The organism is Hymenobacter sp. BRD67 (assembly GCF_013256425.1).
Taxonomy (GTDB): domain Bacteria; phylum Bacteroidota; class Bacteroidia; order Cytophagales; family Hymenobacteraceae; genus Hymenobacter.
Genome location: NZ_CP053904.1, coordinates 3,783,492 through 3,800,978, shown reverse-complemented (window position 1 = coordinate 3,800,978; position 17,487 = coordinate 3,783,492). Strand labels below are relative to the sequence as shown.

Genomic DNA, 17,487 nt, shown 5'->3' with positions numbered 1-17,487 from the left:
ACCAAACGCCTTTCTTTCACATGAAATCCCTTCGTTCTTTTTCCGAGCGCCTGCCTTTGCTGGCCACTCTCTTGCTGCCACTGCTACTGCTTACCACCAGTTGCAACCGCTTCAATGCTAACGGCGGCCTCGCTCCCTGGGGCATCCTGTTACTTATTCTTGATATATTAGCTATTTTTAATGTGTTTGGTAAGTCCTGGGACATAGGTAAGAAAATAATCTGGGCTGCCATCATCTTCTTCTTCCCGTTCGGCGGGCTGCTCATCTACTACATCTTCGGTCGCAATAGCTAGGCTGCGACCCTATTCCATCAAAAAAGAGTCCCCTGCTTGTTAGCGGGGACTCTTTTTGTGTCTGGCGCATGGGCGACCGGCTGTGCTTCAGCCGCTATTTTCCGCCCAGCAGGTGGTTCTTTTCCAGCCGGGCTACATACTTCACCAGCTCGCCGGTATTGGTAATCTGCTTGGCCTGCCAGTGGCCATCGGGCTGCTTCAGCAGCTTTACCTCTACTACCATCGTGGTGTCGTAGCGCGGCTGCGTAAACTCCAGGCCAACCAATGCCTCGTCGCCTTTATCAGTCGAATACTTCACGCCCTTAAACTTGCTGTCGGGGCTGAACAAGTGACTCGCCAGGCCAAGAAAGGAGATACTGACCAGCCGCTTTGGTGCCGCTGCCTGCGCCGCTTCCAGCGAGCCGGTCGCTACGTAGCGCTGCACTTCCTTATGCGCTGCCTGAGCCAGCTGTGGCTTAAGCAGCCCCAGGCCGCCGCGCAGGGCCAGGCCGCCGCCCGGTACCAAGGCAGTCAGCAAGTTGCTTTGGCTGGTCACGTCGTCTACCAAATGACCCGTCAGCGCATCCACATCCACGTAGCGCTCGAAGGCAGCCAGGTCATGCGTTTGTGTCGCGTTCGCCGCCTGTATCAGCGCATATTCGGGGCCTTTGCGCAGGGCGTTGAAGTAGTAATAGCCACCCGCCACCAGGGCCAGCAGCGCTACGAACAGTAGCAGTCGCTTCATATAAACAAGAGTAGCCACTGGCTAAAGCCGGCACGTTGCCAGGCCAGCCAGGTGTGCTAGCTACTGCAAATTTACTTCGGCAGCTGCCGCCTTTGCCTGGCCTGCGTACAAAGTCCTTATGCAGTTTCCACCTTACCCAGGCACTCTTGCTGGTGCCGCTTTTCTCGAAGTACACGGCCATCGCGGGTGCCGGGGCTTACTGCCCGAAAACACGCTGCCGGCCTTTTTGCATGCCCTGGAGCTGGGAGTAGATGTGCTGGAGCTCGATGTGGTTATCTCGCACGACAACCAGGTAGTAGTCTCGCACGAGCCCTGGCTGTCGGCCAGCCTGGGTAGCGGCCCCGCCGGCGAAGCCATCGACCCGCGGCACCCGCAGCAATTCAATCTCTATAAGCTGCCTTATGCCACCATCCGGGAGTGCCGCGTGGGCGAGAAGCCGCACCCCGACTTTCCTTTTCAACAGCCGGTGCCTGCTTACCGGCCGCTGCTACGAGAGGTGTTTGAGGCAGTCGAGCTGGCCTGCCACCGCCTTCAGCGCCCTCCGGTTGGCTATTCTATTGAGGTAAAAAGTAGTCTGGCCGGAGACGATATTTTCCATCCGCGCCCGGCCACTTTCGTCGATTTAGTAGTGGCTGAGCTGGTCACGGCGCAGCTGCTCTCACGTACTACGCTGCTCAGTTTTGACCCGCGCGTGCTGCAGTACGCCCGGCAGGCGGCGCCCTTGCTTCGCCAGTGTCTGCTTGTCGAAAGGCCTGCTCCGTCTTTACCCGTTTGCCTCCAGCAGCTGGGCTTTATACCCGATACCCTTGGTCCCGATTTTACGCTCCTGTCTAAAGCAATGGTACATGAGCTGCGGCGCGCTTATGCGGGCCTGCGTCTGGTGCCCTGGACGGTAAACGACGTGTCTGACTTACGGCGTGTCGCTTCCTGGGGAGTAGATGGCATCACGACCGACTACCCCAACCGCTTGTTGCAGCTGTTGGGTAGGGTGTAGGTAATGCGTATGCTCGCGTTACAGTTGTGTGTAACGTAGGCTCATTCGTTACATGGTATTGACCTTCGGGTTTTGTAATACACACTTGCGTTACAGTGTTCGCGATTTCACGTTGCGCGCTTCGTACGAATTAGTGTAAGACAAATTTGGTTTACAAGATTACGAATTACATCTTTGCACTGTAACTCATCTAAGCTATACATTTCATGCCGCACCAGGGCGAAATACTGCAGGAAGCCATTAAAAACAGCGGTATTTCCATCACGCGTATCGTGGAAGAGCTTGGTATTACACGTCCGACAATCTATCGTAAGTTTAAGGATGATACACTTGACGCCAATTTTGTAAAGAATATTGGTCAAATTATCGGTCACGATTTTTCTCACGACTTTACGATTGCTGAACAATCTTCTTTGCCCTTTGTAACACCTGTTGTCCGATCCAGTGTTACAAATCATGTTACACAACGTGTAACGCCTGCGCAAACCCCCGATTCTGACCCTTCTAAGCAGCTTTTAGCTTTGCAAACGAAGTATATCGCCTTACTAGAGGCCTACAATGAGCTTTTGTTAAAAGTGTATGGTCCTAAGTAACAAAAATGTTTCACGTGGAACATTTTTGCCCGAACATGAATCACACTGTCGAAAACAGCACCCCTAAGCAATTATCAAGGGCCGGAAAAGGCCGGTAGCTGCTAGCTCAAGGCCAATGCCAGTTAAGCCAGCTGTAAAGCTGAAACGGCGAGGTGGCGCAGTACTTACTTCCTTCCCCCGAAAGAAAAGAAGCTTAAGCCAGCGGGGTGGCGCATCATCTCTGGCCGGCACCCCTACATATTTTTAAGCCATCAGCAGGCAGGTGTACGTAGCCAAGCTGTGGGCCAGCTAGCCCGCTCTTGGGAGGAGCAAGTGGCGCGAACGACGAGCCGAAAGCCAGCCAGGTCGGCTATCTACTGCGCGCACCAAGTCCACTACAGGAAAACAACCTCGGTTACGGTCTGGGCGCCAACTTCAGCGTTAAGCATTTCCAGTACCCGCGTTTTAGCCATGACGAGTTCGTGCTTGAGCGGAGCCGAGGTGAGGCGCACGAATAGCTTGCCTTTGCTCACATACACCTCCTTCGTTTTGAGGGCAACGGCCTTGCCCATCACGCGCTCCCAGCTGGCTACTACCGTTACCTCGTTGAGCTTGCCACCCAGGCGGTAGGCCCGCACTAAAGCCTCCAGGCCCTCCTTCAGCGGGATAATATCGGCCCGGCGTGCAGTGGGAGAGAGGCTGGGCTTTTTCACGAGCGGATAGTAAAATGAAGCGCAAAAATGCCCGATGACCAGGCGGTAATGTTACCTCAAAAGTACGCTCGCCAGTCTTCCGAAAGAGCTTTCCAATGCTACAAAGGCGCGACCTTGCCAGCCTGCACCCGGAAGCGCCGGACATCGTTGCTTACCCCTTCCAAAGCTTGGTCAGTGCGTTCCAGGTTGGTATCAGTCAGGAAGACCTGCCCGAAGGTCTGGTCAGCTACCAGCTGCAGCAGGCGGCCAATGCGCTTGTCGTCGAGCCGGTCAAAAATGTCGTCCAGCAGGAGAAGCGGCTTGGCCGGAGCTAAGCCGTTGGCCGGCTGGCGGGCAGCCAGCAGCTCAAACTGCGCCAGCTTCAGGGCGATGGCAAACGACTTTTGCTGGCCTTGCGAAGCATATGTTTTGACGGGCAGCTCATCCATCAAAAACACGAAGTCGTCGCGGTGCGGGCCTACCGTGCTGCGCTGCAGTGCCAGGTCACGCCGCTCGTTGGCTAAAAGCAGGTGGCGGAAATTCTGGCCTGGCAGCTGACTCTTATAGACCAGCGTAACGGCTTCGCGACTCTCCGCCAGTTGCTGGTAATGGTTTTGGAACACCGGAATAAACAGCGACAGGAACTCGGCCCGACGTTCCGACAGGCTTTCCCCCAACGGCGCCAGCTGGTCATCGAGGGCTTGCAGGTAGAGCGCATCAAACCCGTGGCTGCCGCTGCCCTGCTTGAGCGTGGCATTACGCTGCCGCAGCAAGCCATTATACTGAATAAGAAGCTCCAGAAAGTCGTGGTCGAGCTGCGACTGAAGACTATCGAAGTAGCGCCGGCGCTCCTCACTCCCCTGGCGAATCAGGTCAGTATCGTAGGGCGAAATGAGTACCGCCGGGTAGCGGCCAATGTGGTCGGCCAGCCGGTCATAAGGCTGCTTATCATGAGTAATGATTTTCTTCTGGCCCGCTCGCAGACTCACCTGAATTGTCTCAGTCTTTTCAACCAGGGCCGATGAAAACCGGCCTTTGACCACGAAGAAATCGGCTCCATGCTTAATCGCCTGGGCATCGGCTGCGGTGAAGGCACTCTTGGCCAGCGCCAGGTAATGGATGGCGTCGAGCAGGTTAGTTTTGCCACTGCCGTTGTCGCCGATAAAGCAGTTGATGCCGGGGCCGAATGCCAGGCTGGCTTCGTCGTAGTTTTTGAAAAACAGCAGGTGGAGCCAGTCAAGCGTCATTAGGTGCAGAGGAGTGAGAGTACGGTTGGTATTACGTAATTTCGCCCTCCCAACGCGAAATTATATACCCCGAATTATGGCGGAGTCGAAAGTAAAGGATGCCCCGAAGGCCGGCGCGAACGGTAGCAGCAACCAGACGCCGAAGGTAGCGGATGCTGCCACGGGCGTCGAGACCGTGCAGCAGCCGGCCGTAGAAGAATTACCTGACGCCCACAAAGGTGGCAACCCCGGCAATGAACCGGTAGCCACTTCACCTGACCAGTTAGAATTTTCTAAAGAGGTATATATAAATTGGTATGAGCAAATGCAGCTCATGCGTAAGTTTGAAGAGAAGGCCGGGCAGCTTTACGGTCAGCAAAAAATAAAGGGCTTCTGCCACCTCTACATTGGCCAGGAGGCGTGCGTAGCCGGCGCCGTGTCGGCCCTGGAAAAAGGCGATAAGTATATCACTGCCTACCGCGACCACGCCCACCCGCTGGCGCTGGGCACCTCGCCCAATGCCATCATGGCCGAGCTGTTTGCCAAGGCCACAGGCTGCTCGAAAGGCAAAGGCGGCTCGATGCACATGTTTGACAAGGAAGTTGGGTTCATGGGTGGCCACGGCATCGTGGGCGGCCAGATTCCGATGGGAGCCGGCATTGCCTTTGCCGAGAAGTATAACAAGACGGGTAAGCTTTGCATCTGCTACATGGGCGACGGCGCCGTGCGCCAGGGCGCGTTGCACGAAGCTTTCAACATGGCCATGCTCTGGAAGCTGCCCGTGATTTTCGTGGTGGAGAACAACGGCTATGCCATGGGCACTTCGGTGCAGCGTACCTCCAACGTGACCGACCTGCACATCATTGCCGAAGGCTACCAGATGCCCAACGAGCCGGTTAATGCCATGAACGTAGAAGACGTGCACAACGCCGTAGCCCGCGCCGCCGCCCGGGCCCGCAGTGGCGAAGGCCCCACTTTCCTCGAGTTTAAGACCTACCGCTACAAGGGCCACTCTATGAGCGACCCCGCCAAGTACCGTACCAAGGAAGAAGTGGAAGAATATCGCCACCGCGATACCATTGAGGCCGTGCGCCACACCATTCTGACCCACCAGTTTGCTACCGAAGAGGAGCTGGCTGCCATCGACGAGCGCATCAAGGCTCAGGTGCAGGAATCGGTAGAGTTTGCCGAAAACTCGCCGTACCCGGATGCTGCCGAGCTTTACCACGACGTGTACGTGCAGGCCGACTATCCGTATATTCACGATTAAGTTTCACTTTTCACCCCGGCCCCTTGCCTTTGTGGCCGGGTGGCCCCGCGGCGCGGCTTGGTTCAAGAGCTCTGCCGCCGAGCTACCTCTTCTAATGTCTAAGATTCCTTACACCGGCAAAACGCCGGGTGCCCGCCAGCCCACTCGCCCCGTGTCGTCCGACCCGCTGGCTCCGGCCGAAGAAAGCTACGTGACCCAAAATCCGTTGCTCGAAGACCCCGATGCGCTTGCCGCTCGCCTGGCCGAGTCGGAAGATTTCGTACGCCGCAACCGCAACTTGCTGCTGGGGATTCTGGTAGTAGTGGTGGCCGCCATAGCCGGCGCATTTGGCTACAACTACTGGCGCACCGAGCAAAACACGCAGGCCCAGAATGCCATGTTCAAGGCGGTGGATTATTGGGAAGCCGATTCGCTGGGCAAAGCCACCAAGGGCGACGGCAAGCATCCGGGCCTCGATAAGGTAGCCACGGAGTACAGCGGCACCAAAGCCGGCAACCTGGCCAACTTCTACGCGGGCGTGGCCGCCCTGAAGCAGGGTAAGTTTCAGGATGCCTACAATTACCTCGACAAGTTTAGCTCAGATGATTACCTGGTGCAGTCGCGGGCATATGCGCTCATGGGCGACGCCAAGCTGGAGCTGAATCAGCCTAAGGACGCGGCCGAGCTGTATGCCAAAGCGGCCGACCACAACCCGAATGAGCAGTTTTCGCCCGGCTACGTGCTGAAGCAAGGCATTGCCCTCGAAACGGCCAAAGACAACGCCGGGGCAGCCAAAGCCTACGACCGTATCATTAACGACTACGCGACATCGCCCGAAGCAGCCGAAGCCCGCCAGCGCAAAGCAGCGGTCGGCCAATAGGCTATTAAGCCAGGCTTAGCTACGCACAACGGCGCTTTCCTGCAACGGGGAGCGCCGTTGTTGTTTACTAAAGCCGAATCGGCTACTAACACACACGCAACGCACCAAATCAACTCTGCCCAGGCTGGGGCAGTCCGCATTACCTGCATACTCTGCGCTTTATGGCAACTTCTCTCCAAAACCTCAGCACTTACGACAGTTCTGGGTTCATCAACATCAGCGAAAAGCGCTTTGGCCTGGTTGTGGCCGAGTGGAACCGGGAGCTGACCGATACGCTCAGCACTGGTGCCTACGAAACCCTGCTCAAGCACGGGGCTAAGCCCGAGAATATATTCCGTAATGTCGTTCCCGGCAGCTTCGAGCTCACGCTGGGGGCGCAGCTGCTGGCCCAGCACGAGGAGATGGATGCCGTTATCTGCCTCGGCGTCGTGATTAAGGGCGATACCAAGCACGACGACTATATCTGCCACGCAGTGGCGCAGGGCCTTACTACAGTGGGGCTAAAATATAACAAACCCGTAATATTTGGCCTCGTAACCACCAATACGCTTGAGCAGGCCTGGGACCGCGCGGGCGGACGGCACGGCAACAAGGGCGTAGAAGCCGCCGTGGCCGCTATTCAGATGCTGGGCTTCTAGGCCGAAAAGCCCCTTGGCGAAGCAAAGCCGCTGAAACTAATTACCTTTGCACCACCAGCCGAAAAGAAGCCGGCAACCGCGACAAGCAAACGCTTGGATTGATGCTAAACTTTTTGGGGCTGCGAGGCGTTGGCCTGCCAGGCCAGCTTAATTGGTGTAACTATCTACTATTCTTTTACCTGCTTTTCGATGACCGAGGAAAACCTCCGCTACTCGCGGGAAGACCTGGCTGAGTTTGACCAGATTATTCAGGAAAAGCTCACCGCAGCCCGCAAAGAGCTTTCTTTTATTAAAGAAACCTTGACTCGTAATAATGAGTCGGGCACCGATACGACGGCCGCCTCCCTGAAAGTGCTGGAAGATGGTGCCGAAACGGCCGAAAAAGAAAGCCTCAATCAGCTGGCCTCGCGCCAGATGAAATTTATTCAGCAGCTCGAGAATGCGCAGCTGCGTATTAAAAATGGAACCTACGGCGTGTGCATCGGCACCGGCAAGCTCATTCCGAAAGAGCGCCTGCGGGCCGTGCCGCACACCCAGCACTCGATAGAGGCGAAGCTGGCCCGGCGCGACTAAGCACGGCAGTCGATTACTACCCGGACCCGTACCCAGCGCCTCGGCGGCGGGTGTACGGGTCCGGGCTTTTTTTACCAACTGCCGGCGGTTCGCCGCCCGGGCAGCCAGTAGTACTCACCAGCGCCGGCGGCGCGGGACTATAAGCCAGCAACCAGATAACCTATAAATTCACATGGGCAAGCAACATTTTTCGGAGGATAAGCCAGGCCGGCGCGGCGCGGCTGGTGGCACAGGGCGGCCCGGTAGCGACTCGCGAGGGGCCAATTCGCCCCGTAGCAGCGGTGGCTACAAAGGCAGCCGCCCCGATGGGCGCGGCGAAGGCTATTCGCCTTCCCGGCCCACGTTTGGGCAGGGCGGTGGTAACAGGGCCGGCGGTCGTCCCGGTGGCAGTGGCGGCTTCAGCAAGCCGGGCTTTGGCGATAAGCGCAACTTTGGCAGCGGCGACCGCCCGAGCGCGGTGGCTTTGGTGAGAAGCGCAGCTTCGGTGGAAGTGACCGTCCCGAGCGCGGCGGCTTTGGCGAAAAGCGGAGTTTTGGCGGAGGCGACCGGCCAGCCCGCGGTGGGTACGGTGAAAAGCGCAGCTTTGGCGGCGACCGCCCCAGCTATGGTGACAAGCGCAGCTTTGGTAGCAGCGACCGCGAGGCGCGACCAGCTCGCAGCTTCGATAAAAGTGGCGAAGGCAATGAGCGCCGGGGTAGCGAGGAGCGCAGCGAGCGGCCGGCCTACCCACCCAAGCCCATCTGGCAAGGCCAGCCCGTGCGCTACGAGGGCCTGCCCACGGTGCCGCGTGGCACCAAAGGCGAGCGTAACCGCAAGTTTATAAAAACCAACCCTGACGGCACCCCGCTGGAGGGTGGGGCACCGGCCGATGCGCGCCCGGCCTACACGGGCCGCGACGAGCGTCGCTCCTTCGAGGAGGGTGGCGCAGGCAACCGCCCCCGGCCCGAAGGCGGCAGCTTTGAGCGCCGCGACGAGCGGCCGGCCCGCCGAGAGTTTGGTAGCCGGCCCGGTGGCGAGGAGCGCCGCGGGAGCTTTGGCGACCGGCGGCCGGCCGGCAGTGAGGGCGGCGAGCGCCGCTCCTTTGGCAACCGGGAAGGCCGTCCTTCGGAGGGCGGGCGCGAGGAGCGCCGCAGCAGCTACGGCAACGACCGGGGCCCTGGCCGCGAGCGTACCGAAGGCGCCTTTGGCAAGCCGCGCAGCTACGGCGAGCGCCCCAGCAACACCAGCAGCGGCACCTTCCGCGAGCGCCGCGAGGCCCTGCGAGCTGCCGAGAGCGGCCCGCGCTCCAGCACTGGCTACGGCCGGGCTGATAAGCCGAAGTTTGGCGAAAAGCCGGGCGAAGCGCCCGACTACAAAAACCTCAAGCACTACGAGCAGGACAAGACGCGCGGCAACAAGCGCCGCCTCAACGAGGAAGACTTCGGTAATGAAGAGCTTAGACTTAATCGCTATATAGCAAACGCGGGCATTTGCTCGCGCCGCGAGGCCGATGCGCTGATTGCCGCCGGTGAAATCCGTGTCAATGGGGAGGTTATTACCGAAATGGGCTACAAAGTGCAGCCCACCGACACGGTCCAGTACGGCAAAACCAACCTCAACCGCGAGAAGCTTGTGTATGTGCTGCTGAACAAGCCCAAGGACTTCATCACGACCACCGACGACCCCGAGGGCCGCAAGACGGTGATGTCGCTGGTAGCTACGGCTTCGAAGGAGCGTATCTTTCCGGTGGGGCGCCTCGACCGCAATACCACGGGCCTACTGCTTTTCACCAACGATGGCGAAGTGGCCCAAAAGCTTTCGCATCCGTCGCACAAGAACAAGAAAATCTACCAGGCTGAGCTGGATAAGCCCCTCACGGCCGAGCATCTGGCTGAAATAACGGCCGGCGTGGAGCTGGAAGATGGCAAAGCCGAAGTAGACGACGTAGCCGTGGTGGCCGGCAATCCGCATTTTGTGGGCATTGAGCTGCACATCGGCCGCAACCGCATTGTGCGCCGCATCTTTGAGCATCTCGGCTACGATGTGGTAGCGCTGGACCGGGTGCAGTACGCCGGCCTCACCAAGAAAGACCTGCCCCGCGGCAAATGGCGCTTTTTGAGTGAGCAGGAGGTTATTCGCCTGAAATACTTTATGTAACGAAGTACTGGCTGGTAAGCCGGCCGGAAGTTCAGAATTGCTGAGCATCCGGCCGGCTTACCAGCCAGCCGTTTTACGGGCACACTATGACCAGCCTTGCGCTCGACCTTGGTAATACAGCCTTGAAGTACGGCGTATTTGGGCCTGAGGGCCTGCGCGAAAGCGGCGCGCTGGCCGCCCCGCACCAGCTGCGGGCGTTGTGGCAGCTGCACCAGCCAGCGCACGCCATTCTGGCGTCGGTGGCCGATGAAGCTACTACGCAGCCTTGGCTGGCCGAGCTGGCAGCGGCCGACGGGCTGGGGCGCACGCTGCCCTTTCGGCCGGGCTTTACGCCGGTGCCGCTGCGCAATGCTTACGCTACGCCCGAGACGCTGGGAGCCGACCGGCTGGCGGCGGCGGTAGGGGCGGCCAGCCTGCGGCCGGGCCAGGATACGCTGCTCCTTGACGCGGGCACGGCGCTCAAGCTGGACCTGGTAACTGCCGACGGCACGTACCAGGGCGGCAGCATCGGGCCGGGCCTACGCATGCGCTTGCAGGCCCTGCACACCTTTACGGGCCGGCTGCCCTTGCTCGAATTGCCCGGCCCGACGGAGGCAGTGCAACTAATCGGCAACTCCACGGCCTCTTGCTTGCTGAGTGGCGTGCTGCGCGGTACCGCCGCCGAGGTGCGTGGGCTGGTAGCTGACTACCGTCGGCGGTACCCCCGGTTGGGAATACTACTGACGGGCGGCGACGCGCCGTACCTTTCGGCAGCGCTCTCCGCGTCGGCTGGCTGTATCTTTGCCGTGCCAGAACTGGTGCTGCTGGGCCTGGATAAGATTTTACGCTATAATGTTGACAACTAAAAAACTATCCGGGGCCCTGCTGACGGCCGCTGCCACCCTGTTTGCCGGTTCGGCACTGGGGCAAGGGCTGGGCAATTCGCCGTACTCGCGCTTTGGCCTGGGCGATAACACGGGCAACTACGGCGGCGTGCGGCAGCTGGGTATGGGCGGCACGGGCCTGGCTGCGCCCAATACAGTCAACGTCAATGACTTGAACCCCGCCCTGCTTACCTACACTACCCGCACCACCTGGGAAGCGGCTTTTAACGGACAAGTGCAAACCGTGCGCAACGCTACCTCGACTAACCGGGTTGGCTCGGGCACCGTTGGTTATCTGGCGCTGGCAGTGCCCCTAAACAAGCGCTGGGCCGCCTCTGCCGGCCTCAAGCCCTACAGCTCGGTTGACTACGAGGCGACCCAGCTGGTGCCCGTGAATGGCGACCCTACTTCGCGCGGCTATGCAAAATACACAGGCAGCGGCGGGCTGTCGCAAGCCTACCTTGCCAGCGGCCTGCACGTACTGCGCGACCTTAACCTGGGCGGCAGTGCGGCCTATTTGTTTGGCACTGTCAACCAGGGCCAGGGACTGGCTATTATTGCGCCGAATATCACCACCCAGCAGCTGGTAGTAGCCAATGAGGAGCTGCGCTATTCCGACTTTCTGTTTCGGGCATCGGCGCACTACCGCCATCAGCTAAACAAAGACCTGACCGTAAACTTGGCGGCGGAACAAACCTTTCAGACCAACCTGAAAACGCATCGTCTGCGCACCACCGAGCAGCAGGATGCCAATGGCGCGGTAATCAACAATACCGTGCAGCTCTCCGACGATACCGGCAACTCAACCTTACCCGCACTCTCGCAGGTAGGCCTGACCGTGGACAACGGCCGTAACTGGACGGCTAGTGTCGATGGCTCGTATCAGCAGTGGTCGAGGTACCAGCCGTATAGTCTCCTCTCTAGCCAAAAGCTGAGCAATACTTGGCGGGTTGGCGCCGGCGGCGAATTTACCCCCGACCCTGGCTCGGTAGAGCACTACTTTCAGCGCGTAACCTACCGCGTCGGGCTGAGCGTGGCGCAGATGCCTTATGCACCGCTGGGCACCCGTCTCTACGACCGGGCCGTGCACTGGGGCTTCTCGTTCCCGCTGCCCACAGCTACCCCCTGGAATCGACCACGATGAGCGTGGCCTTTATTTATGGCATACGCGGCAACACCCGCTATCTCTACGGGAGCGGAGGCGAAAGCAATGTGCAGGAAAACTACCTGCGGGTGCAGGTAGGTGCCACCCTCAGCAACCGCTGGTTTATCAAGCGGCGGCTGCAATAGCGGTGGGCGTGGGGTGTTTAAAGCCAAGGCCGGCCCTGGGAGCCAGCCTGCTGCTGGCCAGCGCGGTGCTGGCCGGCTGCCAGCAAAAGGATGCCGGGGTAAAGCACATTGCCTACACCGGCCCACTGCTGGAAACCAATAACGTTGTCACGCTGCTCAGCGACTCGGCCCGGCTGCATATCCGGCTTACGGCTCCGCTGGAGCAAAGATTTGAAAATAGCGATATTCTTTATCCCAAAGGCGTTTCGGTTACGTTCTACGACAAGCCGGGTAAACTGGTAATTAATACGCTGAATGCCAGGTGGGGGAAGTTTGACAATGCCAAGCAGCTCTATATCATGCGCGGCGCCGTGCAGGTAGCCAACGTGCCGCAGCAGCAAACTCTTCATACCGAAGAGCTGTTTTATAATCGGGCGCAGCAAAAAATATATACCGACAGCGCTATGTTTGTCCGGGTGCAGACGCCCACTGAGGTGCTTACCGGCTACGGCCTCACGGCCAACCAGGATTTTTCGCGCTACGGCATTCACCGGCCCGTTGGTACGTTTACCCTCGACCAGGCCCAGACGTTGGGCAAGTAAGCCAGGTAGCTTTAAAGGCGCAAAACGAGTTATAGCGCCGGCCGCCGGAGCGTTGCTTTGCGCGCTGCCAGACGATTAAATCAGCTATGAAATTCGATAAGTCTCTGCTACGCACCATCCTTTTTGCCCTGGGCGTGGTGTCGTTCGTAATCGGGGTGTACCAAACGGTGCTGCAAAGCGACCTGGGCCGTAATTACTGGATATTTATGGTGTCGCTGGCGTGCTGGCTGCCCCTCAACTACTGGCGGCAGCAGGATGCCCGCAAGGCCAAAGAAGCCGAAGTAGCCCGGCAGGTGGCCGAGCTAAACAAGCCCGCCAAAAAAAATAAGAAGCGCCGCTAAGGCCGGGCAGGCTGGTTTGGGCGGTGTTGGCGGGCCAGCTACTTGATAGTTCGGGCGATTCGTGGTTATTTTGCGCCTCTTTTTGGCTCCGTGCCACCGCATTAGAATTTAGTAATGGCTTTAATTAACACGATTCGGGAAAAGTCGGGGGTGGCCGTGGGCGCCGTCGCCGTCGGGATGCTGCTCTTTATAGTGGGCGGCGACCTGGTAGGAGGGAAGAACCGCCTCTTCGGCCGCGATGGGAACGTAGTGGGCGAGGTAAACGGCAGCAAGATTGAGCTGCCCGAGTTTACGGCCGCCCTGGAGCAAGCCAAGCAAAACTTTGCCAACCAGCAGGGCCGCCAGCCCGACGAGCAGGCGCTCGGCTTCCTGCGCGACCAGACCTGGAACCAGCTGCTGTATCGGCGCGCTTTCCAGCCCCAAATTGAGAAGCTGGGCCTGGGTGTAGGCGACGATGAGATGGTAGACATGGTGCAGGGCGACAACCCGAACCCGGCCATCAAGCAAGCGTTTACCGACCCCAAAACCGGGCAGTTTGACAAAGCCCGGCTGGTAGATTACCTGCGCAACCTCGACAAGCTGCCCCCCGAAGCCCAGGCGGCTTACCACAACTTCGAAGCCAGCCTGCGCGAGTTCGACCGGCCCGTGAACAAGTACAACGCCCTGCTCAAAAACTCGGTGTACGTGACCACGGCCGAGGCCCGGCTGTTTGACCAGAGCCAGAACGCGAAGACGAATTTCCGCTACCTGTTTGTGCCTTACACCAGCGTGTCGGACTCGGCCTTCAAGCCCACCGATGCACAGCTGCAAGACTACCTCGACCGCCACAAGGGCCGCTATAAGGTAGAAGATGGCCGCAGCATCGAGTACATCGTGGTGCCCGAAACAGCTACCAAGGAAGACAGTGCCGCCCTGCGCCAGAGCGTAGCCGGCCTGGCTCAGCAGTTCCGTACCGCGCCCAACGACTCGCTGTTTGTGCGCTCCAACTCCGACCAGCCCTACAACCACGCCTATCTCTCGCCAGCCGACCTGCCCGAGAAGCTGCGCCAGCAGCTGCCCCTTAAAGTAGGTGAGGTGTACGGCCCTTATGTTGAGAATAACTCACTGGCTATCTATAAGGTGACGGGTGCCAAGGCCGGGGCCAAGCCCGCCGCCCGCGCCAGCCATATCCTCATCAAGCCCGCCGGCACCACGCCCGAGGCCAAAGCGGCTGCCAAAGCCAAAGCGCAGGATGTTCTCAATAAAATAAAAGCCGGTGCCGACTTTGCTACGATGGCCCGGCAGTTTGGCACCGATGGTACCAAGGACCAGGGCGGCGACCTGGGCTGGTTTGACGAGGGCCGCATGGTGCCGGCTTTCAGCAAGGCGGTATTTGCGGCCAGCGGCCCCGGCCTGCTGCCCAACCTGGTGGAAACCAGCTTTGGTTACCACATTGTGAAGGTGACAGCTCCGAAAACCAACCAGACTTACCAGGTAGCTGCCGTGGTGAAAAACGTGCAGCCCAGCGATGCTACCCGCGAAGCCGCCTACAACAAGGCCGAGCAGCTGCAAGCTGGCGCCAGCAGCCTGGAGGCCTTCCGGGCTCTGCCCACCAAAGACAAGACCCTGCAAAAGCAGGAAGCCAAGTTTATACCCCGTGACGCGCCATCGGTGAATAACCTGCCGGGCTCGCGCGAGATTGTGCGCTGGGCATTCGGCTTCAACCCCGATGGCGGCTCCGAAACGAAAGTGGGTGATGTGCGCAAGTTTGACATCGGCGACCAGCACATCATCGCGGCCGTTACGGATGCGCGCAGCAAAGGCACCGCTACTATCGAAAGCATTCGCCCCGAGCTAACCGCCGCTGTGCGTAATGAGTTGAAGGCCAAGCAAATCATCAGCAAGCTGCAAGGCAAAGCCGGTTCGCTCGAAGACCTGGCAAAGGCCGCCGGCAACGGGGCCGTAGTGCAAAATGCCGAAGGGGTATCGCTCAACCAGGGCACCATTCCGAATGTGGGCTTCGAGCCCGAGGCCGTGGGCCGCGCCTTCTCGCTGAAGCCGGGCCAGAAATCAGCGCCCATTCAAGGCGAGCAGGGCGTGCTGGTAGTAGAGTCTACCGGCGTGTACCCCGCCACGCCCAGCGACCTGAAGACGGTGCGCCTGCAGCTGGCGCAGCAGCGTCAGCAGCGCCAGGATGGCCTCATCTACGAAGCCATCAAGGGCCAGGCCAAGGTGAAGGACAATCGTTCGAAGTTCTTCTAAGCCGCCGCGCCCGCCGAAGTGCCAAGGGGCTGTACCTTCGGGTGCAGCCCCTTCTTGTTAGGGCAGTGGCTGTGGTGGGCGGCGCGGGTGCGACTCGTGGCCGGGCCATTGAACAAACCAACTGGGCCAGGGCGTTGCCAGGTTATGAAAATCGTGTTTCGTATGCGCTATTCTTTATTGCTGCTGGCAGCTGGGGGGCTGGCCCTGCCGCTGCACGCTCAGCCTACGCAAAGCGGCCCGCCCCGGCAGGGCGCCTGGGCCCCGATTGACGCGCCCACCCTGGCCCGCGACTACGCCCGACGCGGCGAATATGAGAAGGCCGCCTTTCTGTTTGAAAAACTCAAAAGCGACGACCAGACAACGCCCGCAGTGCTGCCCGACTACGTAGCCACTCTGCAAGCGCTAAAACGCTATAAAGACGCCGAAAAGCTGCTAAAGCGTGCCAGCAAGCAGCACCCCGATGAGGGCAGCTACGCCGTGACGCTGGGCGCGGTCTATGCCGCTGCCGGCGACCAGCCCGCAGCCGATAAGCAGTACCAGCGCGTTGTGGGCCAGCTTACGCCGGCGCAGGTAGAGCCGGTAGCCGCCGAGTTTCAGAAGCGTAGCCTGCCGGCCTGGGCCGAGCGCACTTACCTGCGCGGCCGCGAGCTGGCCAAAAACAACACCGAGTACGCCCCGCAGCTCATCCAGCTTTATACCCAGAGCCAGGAGCAGGACAAGCTGCTGGCCGAAACCCTGCACCTGGTGGAGCGCGACCCGCAGCAGCTGCCCTTTGTGCGGAATATGCTGCAAAACGCGCTGCATGAGGAAAAGGACTTCGATACGCTCGAAAAAATATTGGTAAGCAAGGTGCAGGCCCAGCCCGATGTGAGCGCCTACAGCGAGCTGCTGCTGTGGCTGCAGGTGCAGCGCCACGACTTTGCGGGGGCCCTGGTGCAGGTGCGCGCCCTCGACCGCCGCACCAATGCCCAGGGCAGCCGGGTACTGAGCCTGGCTGGCATTGCGCAGCGCAACCGCGACTATGCCACCGCCATTGCGGCCTGCGAGTATGTGGTGCGCGAGTACCGCACCGGCCCCAACTATAGCATTGCCCGGCAACTGCTGCTCCAAACCCGCGAAGCCCAGGTGCGCGATACCTATCCCGTGGACCAGGCGCAGGTGCGCGCCCTGGCCGCCGACTACTCGGCCCTGCTAACCGAGCTGGGCCACACGCCCGATGCGGCCCCGGTGATGCGCCAGCTGGCCAACCTCTACGCCTTTCAACTCGACGATAAGCCGAAGGCAATGAGCTTATTACAGGAAATAATCGAGATGCCCCGTGCCTCGGTCGATGAGGTAGATGAGGCTAAAACCACGCTCGGCGACTTGTACCTGCTGAAAGGGGAGCCCTGGGAGGCTACTTTGCTCTATTCGCAAGTCGAAAAGGCCCACCCCGAAGCGCCATTGGGCTACGAAGCCAAGCTGCGCAATGCCCGGCTGAGCTATTTTGCCGGCGATTTTAAGCTGGCCCAAAGCCACCTCGATATTCTGAAGGAAGCCACCACCCGCGAAATCGCCAACGACGCGATGCAACTCTCACTGCTCATCCAGGAAAGCACGGCCGTAGATACCCTGGGCCTGGCTCTAAAAGACTACGCCGCGGTCGAAGAGCTGGTATTTCAGAATAAGATTCCGCAGGCAGAGGCGGGCCTCGATGCGCTGCTGCGTAAGTACCCCGGCCACGCGCTCACCGACGATGCCCTGTTTTTGAAAGCCAGGCTCCAGCGCCGCACCGGCGACTACGCCGCCGCAGTCACTACCCTCGGCCAGATTACAGCCAACCCGAAATACGACGTACTGAGCGACGACGCCCTGTTTCTGACCGCCGAAATCCTGGACGAAAACCTCAACGATAAGCCCAAGGCCCAGGCGCTCTACCAGCAGCTGCTAACCAAGTACCCCGGCAGTATCTACGTGGCCGAAGCCCGCAAACGCTTCCGGCGGCTGCGCGGCGACGCCGTGCAATAGGAATTGTTTACGACAGTAAAAATAGAAATTAATATATAATAAAAAATGGATGTATCTGAAAGAGCGAGTTTATAACGTTTGCTGAACGTTCGTTTAAGAAACGTGACAAGCGCAACTAATAAGACCGACTTTAATAAGCTATACCTTGCTAGACGCTATATAACATGTTACTTAACATGTTATCTGC

18 protein-coding genes are annotated in these 17,487 nt (G+C 59.3%); 15 read left to right on the top strand and 3 right to left on the bottom strand.

Annotated elements, in window-relative coordinates; genetic code table 11:
• Positions 1 to 20 precede the first annotated feature (20 nt).
• The gene (locus GKZ67_RS17730) at positions 21 to 293 is read left to right on the top strand and encodes a PLD nuclease N-terminal domain-containing protein (RefSeq protein ID WP_173245003.1); all 273 of its coding nucleotides are present in this window, start codon (positions 21 to 23) and stop codon (positions 291 to 293) included.
• A 94-nt stretch (positions 294 to 387) separates the two neighbouring features.
• Here the strand turns inward: GKZ67_RS17730 and GKZ67_RS17725 are convergent, their stop codons facing one another.
• Entirely contained in the window at positions 388 to 1,017 is a 630-nt protein-coding gene (locus tag GKZ67_RS17725; RefSeq protein ID WP_173245000.1) for a hypothetical protein, read from the bottom strand.
• A 118-nt stretch (positions 1,018 to 1,135) separates the two neighbouring features.
• Here GKZ67_RS17725 and GKZ67_RS17720 point away from each other — a divergent pair, with 118 nt between their 5' ends.
• Positions 1,136 to 2,011 (top strand): glycerophosphodiester phosphodiesterase family protein, encoded by an 876-nt coding sequence (locus GKZ67_RS17720; protein WP_173244997.1) that lies wholly within the window; start codon positions 1,136 to 1,138, stop codon positions 2,009 to 2,011.
• 206 nt (positions 2,012 to 2,217) lie between these two features.
• Positions 2,218 to 2,604, top strand: a complete 387-nt coding sequence (locus GKZ67_RS17715) for a helix-turn-helix domain-containing protein (protein ID WP_173244994.1) — start codon at positions 2,218 to 2,220, stop codon at positions 2,602 to 2,604.
• A gap of 374 nt (positions 2,605 to 2,978) precedes the next feature.
• Here GKZ67_RS17715 and GKZ67_RS17710 read toward each other — a convergent pair whose 3' ends face one another.
• Entirely contained in the window at positions 2,979 to 3,296 is a 318-nt protein-coding gene (locus GKZ67_RS17710) for a DUF721 domain-containing protein (RefSeq protein ID WP_151086667.1), read from the bottom strand.
• A 98-nt stretch (positions 3,297 to 3,394) separates the two neighbouring features.
• On the bottom strand, positions 3,395 to 4,522 hold the full coding sequence (gene recF / locus GKZ67_RS17705) for a DNA replication/repair protein RecF (RefSeq protein ID WP_173244991.1): 1,128 nt from the start codon (positions 4,520 to 4,522) through the stop codon (positions 3,395 to 3,397).
• Between the two features lie 76 nt (positions 4,523 to 4,598).
• Here recF and pdhA point away from each other — a divergent pair, with 76 nt between their 5' ends.
• The 12 genes from pdhA to GKZ67_RS17645 all read left to right on the top strand — a co-directional run bounded on the left by pdhA (position 4,599) and on the right by GKZ67_RS17645 (position 17,300).
• The gene (pdhA, locus tag GKZ67_RS17700) at positions 4,599 to 5,771 is read left to right on the top strand and encodes a pyruvate dehydrogenase (acetyl-transferring) E1 component subunit alpha (protein WP_173244988.1); all 1,173 of its coding nucleotides are present in this window, start codon (positions 4,599 to 4,601) and stop codon (positions 5,769 to 5,771) included.
• Positions 5,772 to 5,865: 94 nt separating this feature from the next.
• Positions 5,866 to 6,630 (top strand): tetratricopeptide repeat protein, encoded by a 765-nt coding sequence (locus tag GKZ67_RS17695; RefSeq protein ID WP_173244985.1) that lies wholly within the window; start codon positions 5,866 to 5,868, stop codon positions 6,628 to 6,630.
• A 161-nt stretch (positions 6,631 to 6,791) separates the two neighbouring features.
• Complete coding sequence (gene ribH / locus GKZ67_RS17690; protein ID WP_173244982.1) at positions 6,792 to 7,268, top strand: 6,7-dimethyl-8-ribityllumazine synthase; 477 nt, start codon at positions 6,792 to 6,794, stop codon at positions 7,266 to 7,268.
• Between the two features lie 189 nt (positions 7,269 to 7,457).
• A complete protein-coding gene (locus GKZ67_RS17685) occupies positions 7,458 to 7,841 on the top strand; it encodes a TraR/DksA family transcriptional regulator (protein WP_151086662.1) in 384 nt (127 codons plus the stop codon).
• Between the two features lie 756 nt (positions 7,842 to 8,597).
• Complete coding sequence (locus tag GKZ67_RS17680) at positions 8,598 to 9,977, top strand: pseudouridine synthase (protein ID WP_254244911.1); 1,380 nt, start codon at positions 8,598 to 8,600, stop codon at positions 9,975 to 9,977.
• Between the two features lie 86 nt (positions 9,978 to 10,063).
• On the top strand, positions 10,064 to 10,822 hold the full coding sequence (locus GKZ67_RS17675; RefSeq protein ID WP_173244979.1) for a type III pantothenate kinase: 759 nt from the start codon (positions 10,064 to 10,066) through the stop codon (positions 10,820 to 10,822).
• Positions 10,809 to 11,984: a hypothetical protein gene (locus GKZ67_RS17670; RefSeq protein ID WP_173244976.1), complete on the top strand. Its 1,176-nt coding sequence runs from the start codon at positions 10,809 to 10,811 to the stop codon at positions 11,982 to 11,984. The genes GKZ67_RS17675 and GKZ67_RS17670 overlap by 14 nt, the downstream gene beginning before the upstream one ends.
• Positions 11,981 to 12,130, top strand: a complete 150-nt coding sequence (locus tag GKZ67_RS17665; protein WP_173244973.1) for a hypothetical protein — start codon at positions 11,981 to 11,983, stop codon at positions 12,128 to 12,130. Before GKZ67_RS17670 ends, GKZ67_RS17665 begins: the two co-directional genes overlap by 4 nt.
• An 8-nt stretch (positions 12,131 to 12,138) precedes the next feature.
• Positions 12,139 to 12,711: an LPS export ABC transporter periplasmic protein LptC gene (lptC, locus tag GKZ67_RS17660; RefSeq protein ID WP_173244971.1), complete on the top strand. Its 573-nt coding sequence runs from the start codon at positions 12,139 to 12,141 to the stop codon at positions 12,709 to 12,711.
• An 86-nt stretch (positions 12,712 to 12,797) separates the two neighbouring features.
• Positions 12,798 to 13,052, top strand: coding sequence for a hypothetical protein (locus tag GKZ67_RS17655; RefSeq protein WP_173244968.1), 255 nt, complete (start codon positions 12,798 to 12,800; stop codon positions 13,050 to 13,052).
• A gap of 114 nt (positions 13,053 to 13,166) precedes the next feature.
• Entirely contained in the window at positions 13,167 to 15,293 is a 2,127-nt protein-coding gene (locus GKZ67_RS17650) for a SurA N-terminal domain-containing protein (protein WP_173244965.1), read from the top strand.
• A 144-nt stretch (positions 15,294 to 15,437) separates the two neighbouring features.
• Positions 15,438 to 17,300, top strand: coding sequence for a tetratricopeptide repeat protein (locus GKZ67_RS17645; RefSeq protein WP_254244910.1), 1,863 nt, complete (start codon positions 15,438 to 15,440; stop codon positions 17,298 to 17,300).
• The last annotated feature ends 187 nt before the right edge of the window (positions 17,301 to 17,487 follow it).

Excerpts from the sequence above, each read along its gene's own strand:
- GKZ67_RS17670 (WP_173244976.1), top strand. The coding sequence starts at position 10,809 with ATGTTGACAACTAAAAAACTATCCGGGGCCCTGCTGACGGCCGCTGCC.
- GKZ67_RS17650 (WP_173244965.1), top strand. The coding sequence starts at position 13,167 with ATGGCTTTAATTAACACGATTCGGGAAAAGTCGGGGGTGGCCGTGGGC.
- GKZ67_RS17720 (WP_173244997.1), top strand. The coding sequence starts at position 1,136 with ATGCAGTTTCCACCTTACCCAGGCACTCTTGCTGGTGCCGCTTTTCTC.
- GKZ67_RS17685 (WP_151086662.1), top strand. The coding sequence starts at position 7,458 with ATGACCGAGGAAAACCTCCGCTACTCGCGGGAAGACCTGGCTGAGTTT.
- GKZ67_RS17715 (WP_173244994.1), top strand. The coding sequence starts at position 2,218 with ATGCCGCACCAGGGCGAAATACTGCAGGAAGCCATTAAAAACAGCGGT.
- ribH (WP_173244982.1), top strand. The coding sequence starts at position 6,792 with ATGGCAACTTCTCTCCAAAACCTCAGCACTTACGACAGTTCTGGGTTC.
- GKZ67_RS17675 (WP_173244979.1), top strand. The coding sequence starts at position 10,064 with ATGACCAGCCTTGCGCTCGACCTTGGTAATACAGCCTTGAAGTACGGC.
- GKZ67_RS17695 (WP_173244985.1), top strand. The coding sequence starts at position 5,866 with ATGTCTAAGATTCCTTACACCGGCAAAACGCCGGGTGCCCGCCAGCCC.
- GKZ67_RS17725 (WP_173245000.1), bottom strand. The coding sequence starts at position 1,017 with ATGAAGCGACTGCTACTGTTCGTAGCGCTGCTGGCCCTGGTGGCGGGT.
- GKZ67_RS17730 (WP_173245003.1), top strand. The coding sequence starts at position 21 with ATGAAATCCCTTCGTTCTTTTTCCGAGCGCCTGCCTTTGCTGGCCACT.
- GKZ67_RS17645 (WP_254244910.1), top strand. The coding sequence starts at position 15,438 with ATGAAAATCGTGTTTCGTATGCGCTATTCTTTATTGCTGCTGGCAGCT.
- GKZ67_RS17655 (WP_173244968.1), top strand. The coding sequence starts at position 12,798 with ATGAAATTCGATAAGTCTCTGCTACGCACCATCCTTTTTGCCCTGGGC.
- GKZ67_RS17665 (WP_173244973.1), top strand. The coding sequence starts at position 11,981 with ATGAGCGTGGCCTTTATTTATGGCATACGCGGCAACACCCGCTATCTC.
- pdhA (WP_173244988.1), top strand. The coding sequence starts at position 4,599 with ATGGCGGAGTCGAAAGTAAAGGATGCCCCGAAGGCCGGCGCGAACGGT.
- recF (WP_173244991.1), bottom strand. The coding sequence starts at position 4,522 with ATGACGCTTGACTGGCTCCACCTGCTGTTTTTCAAAAACTACGACGAA.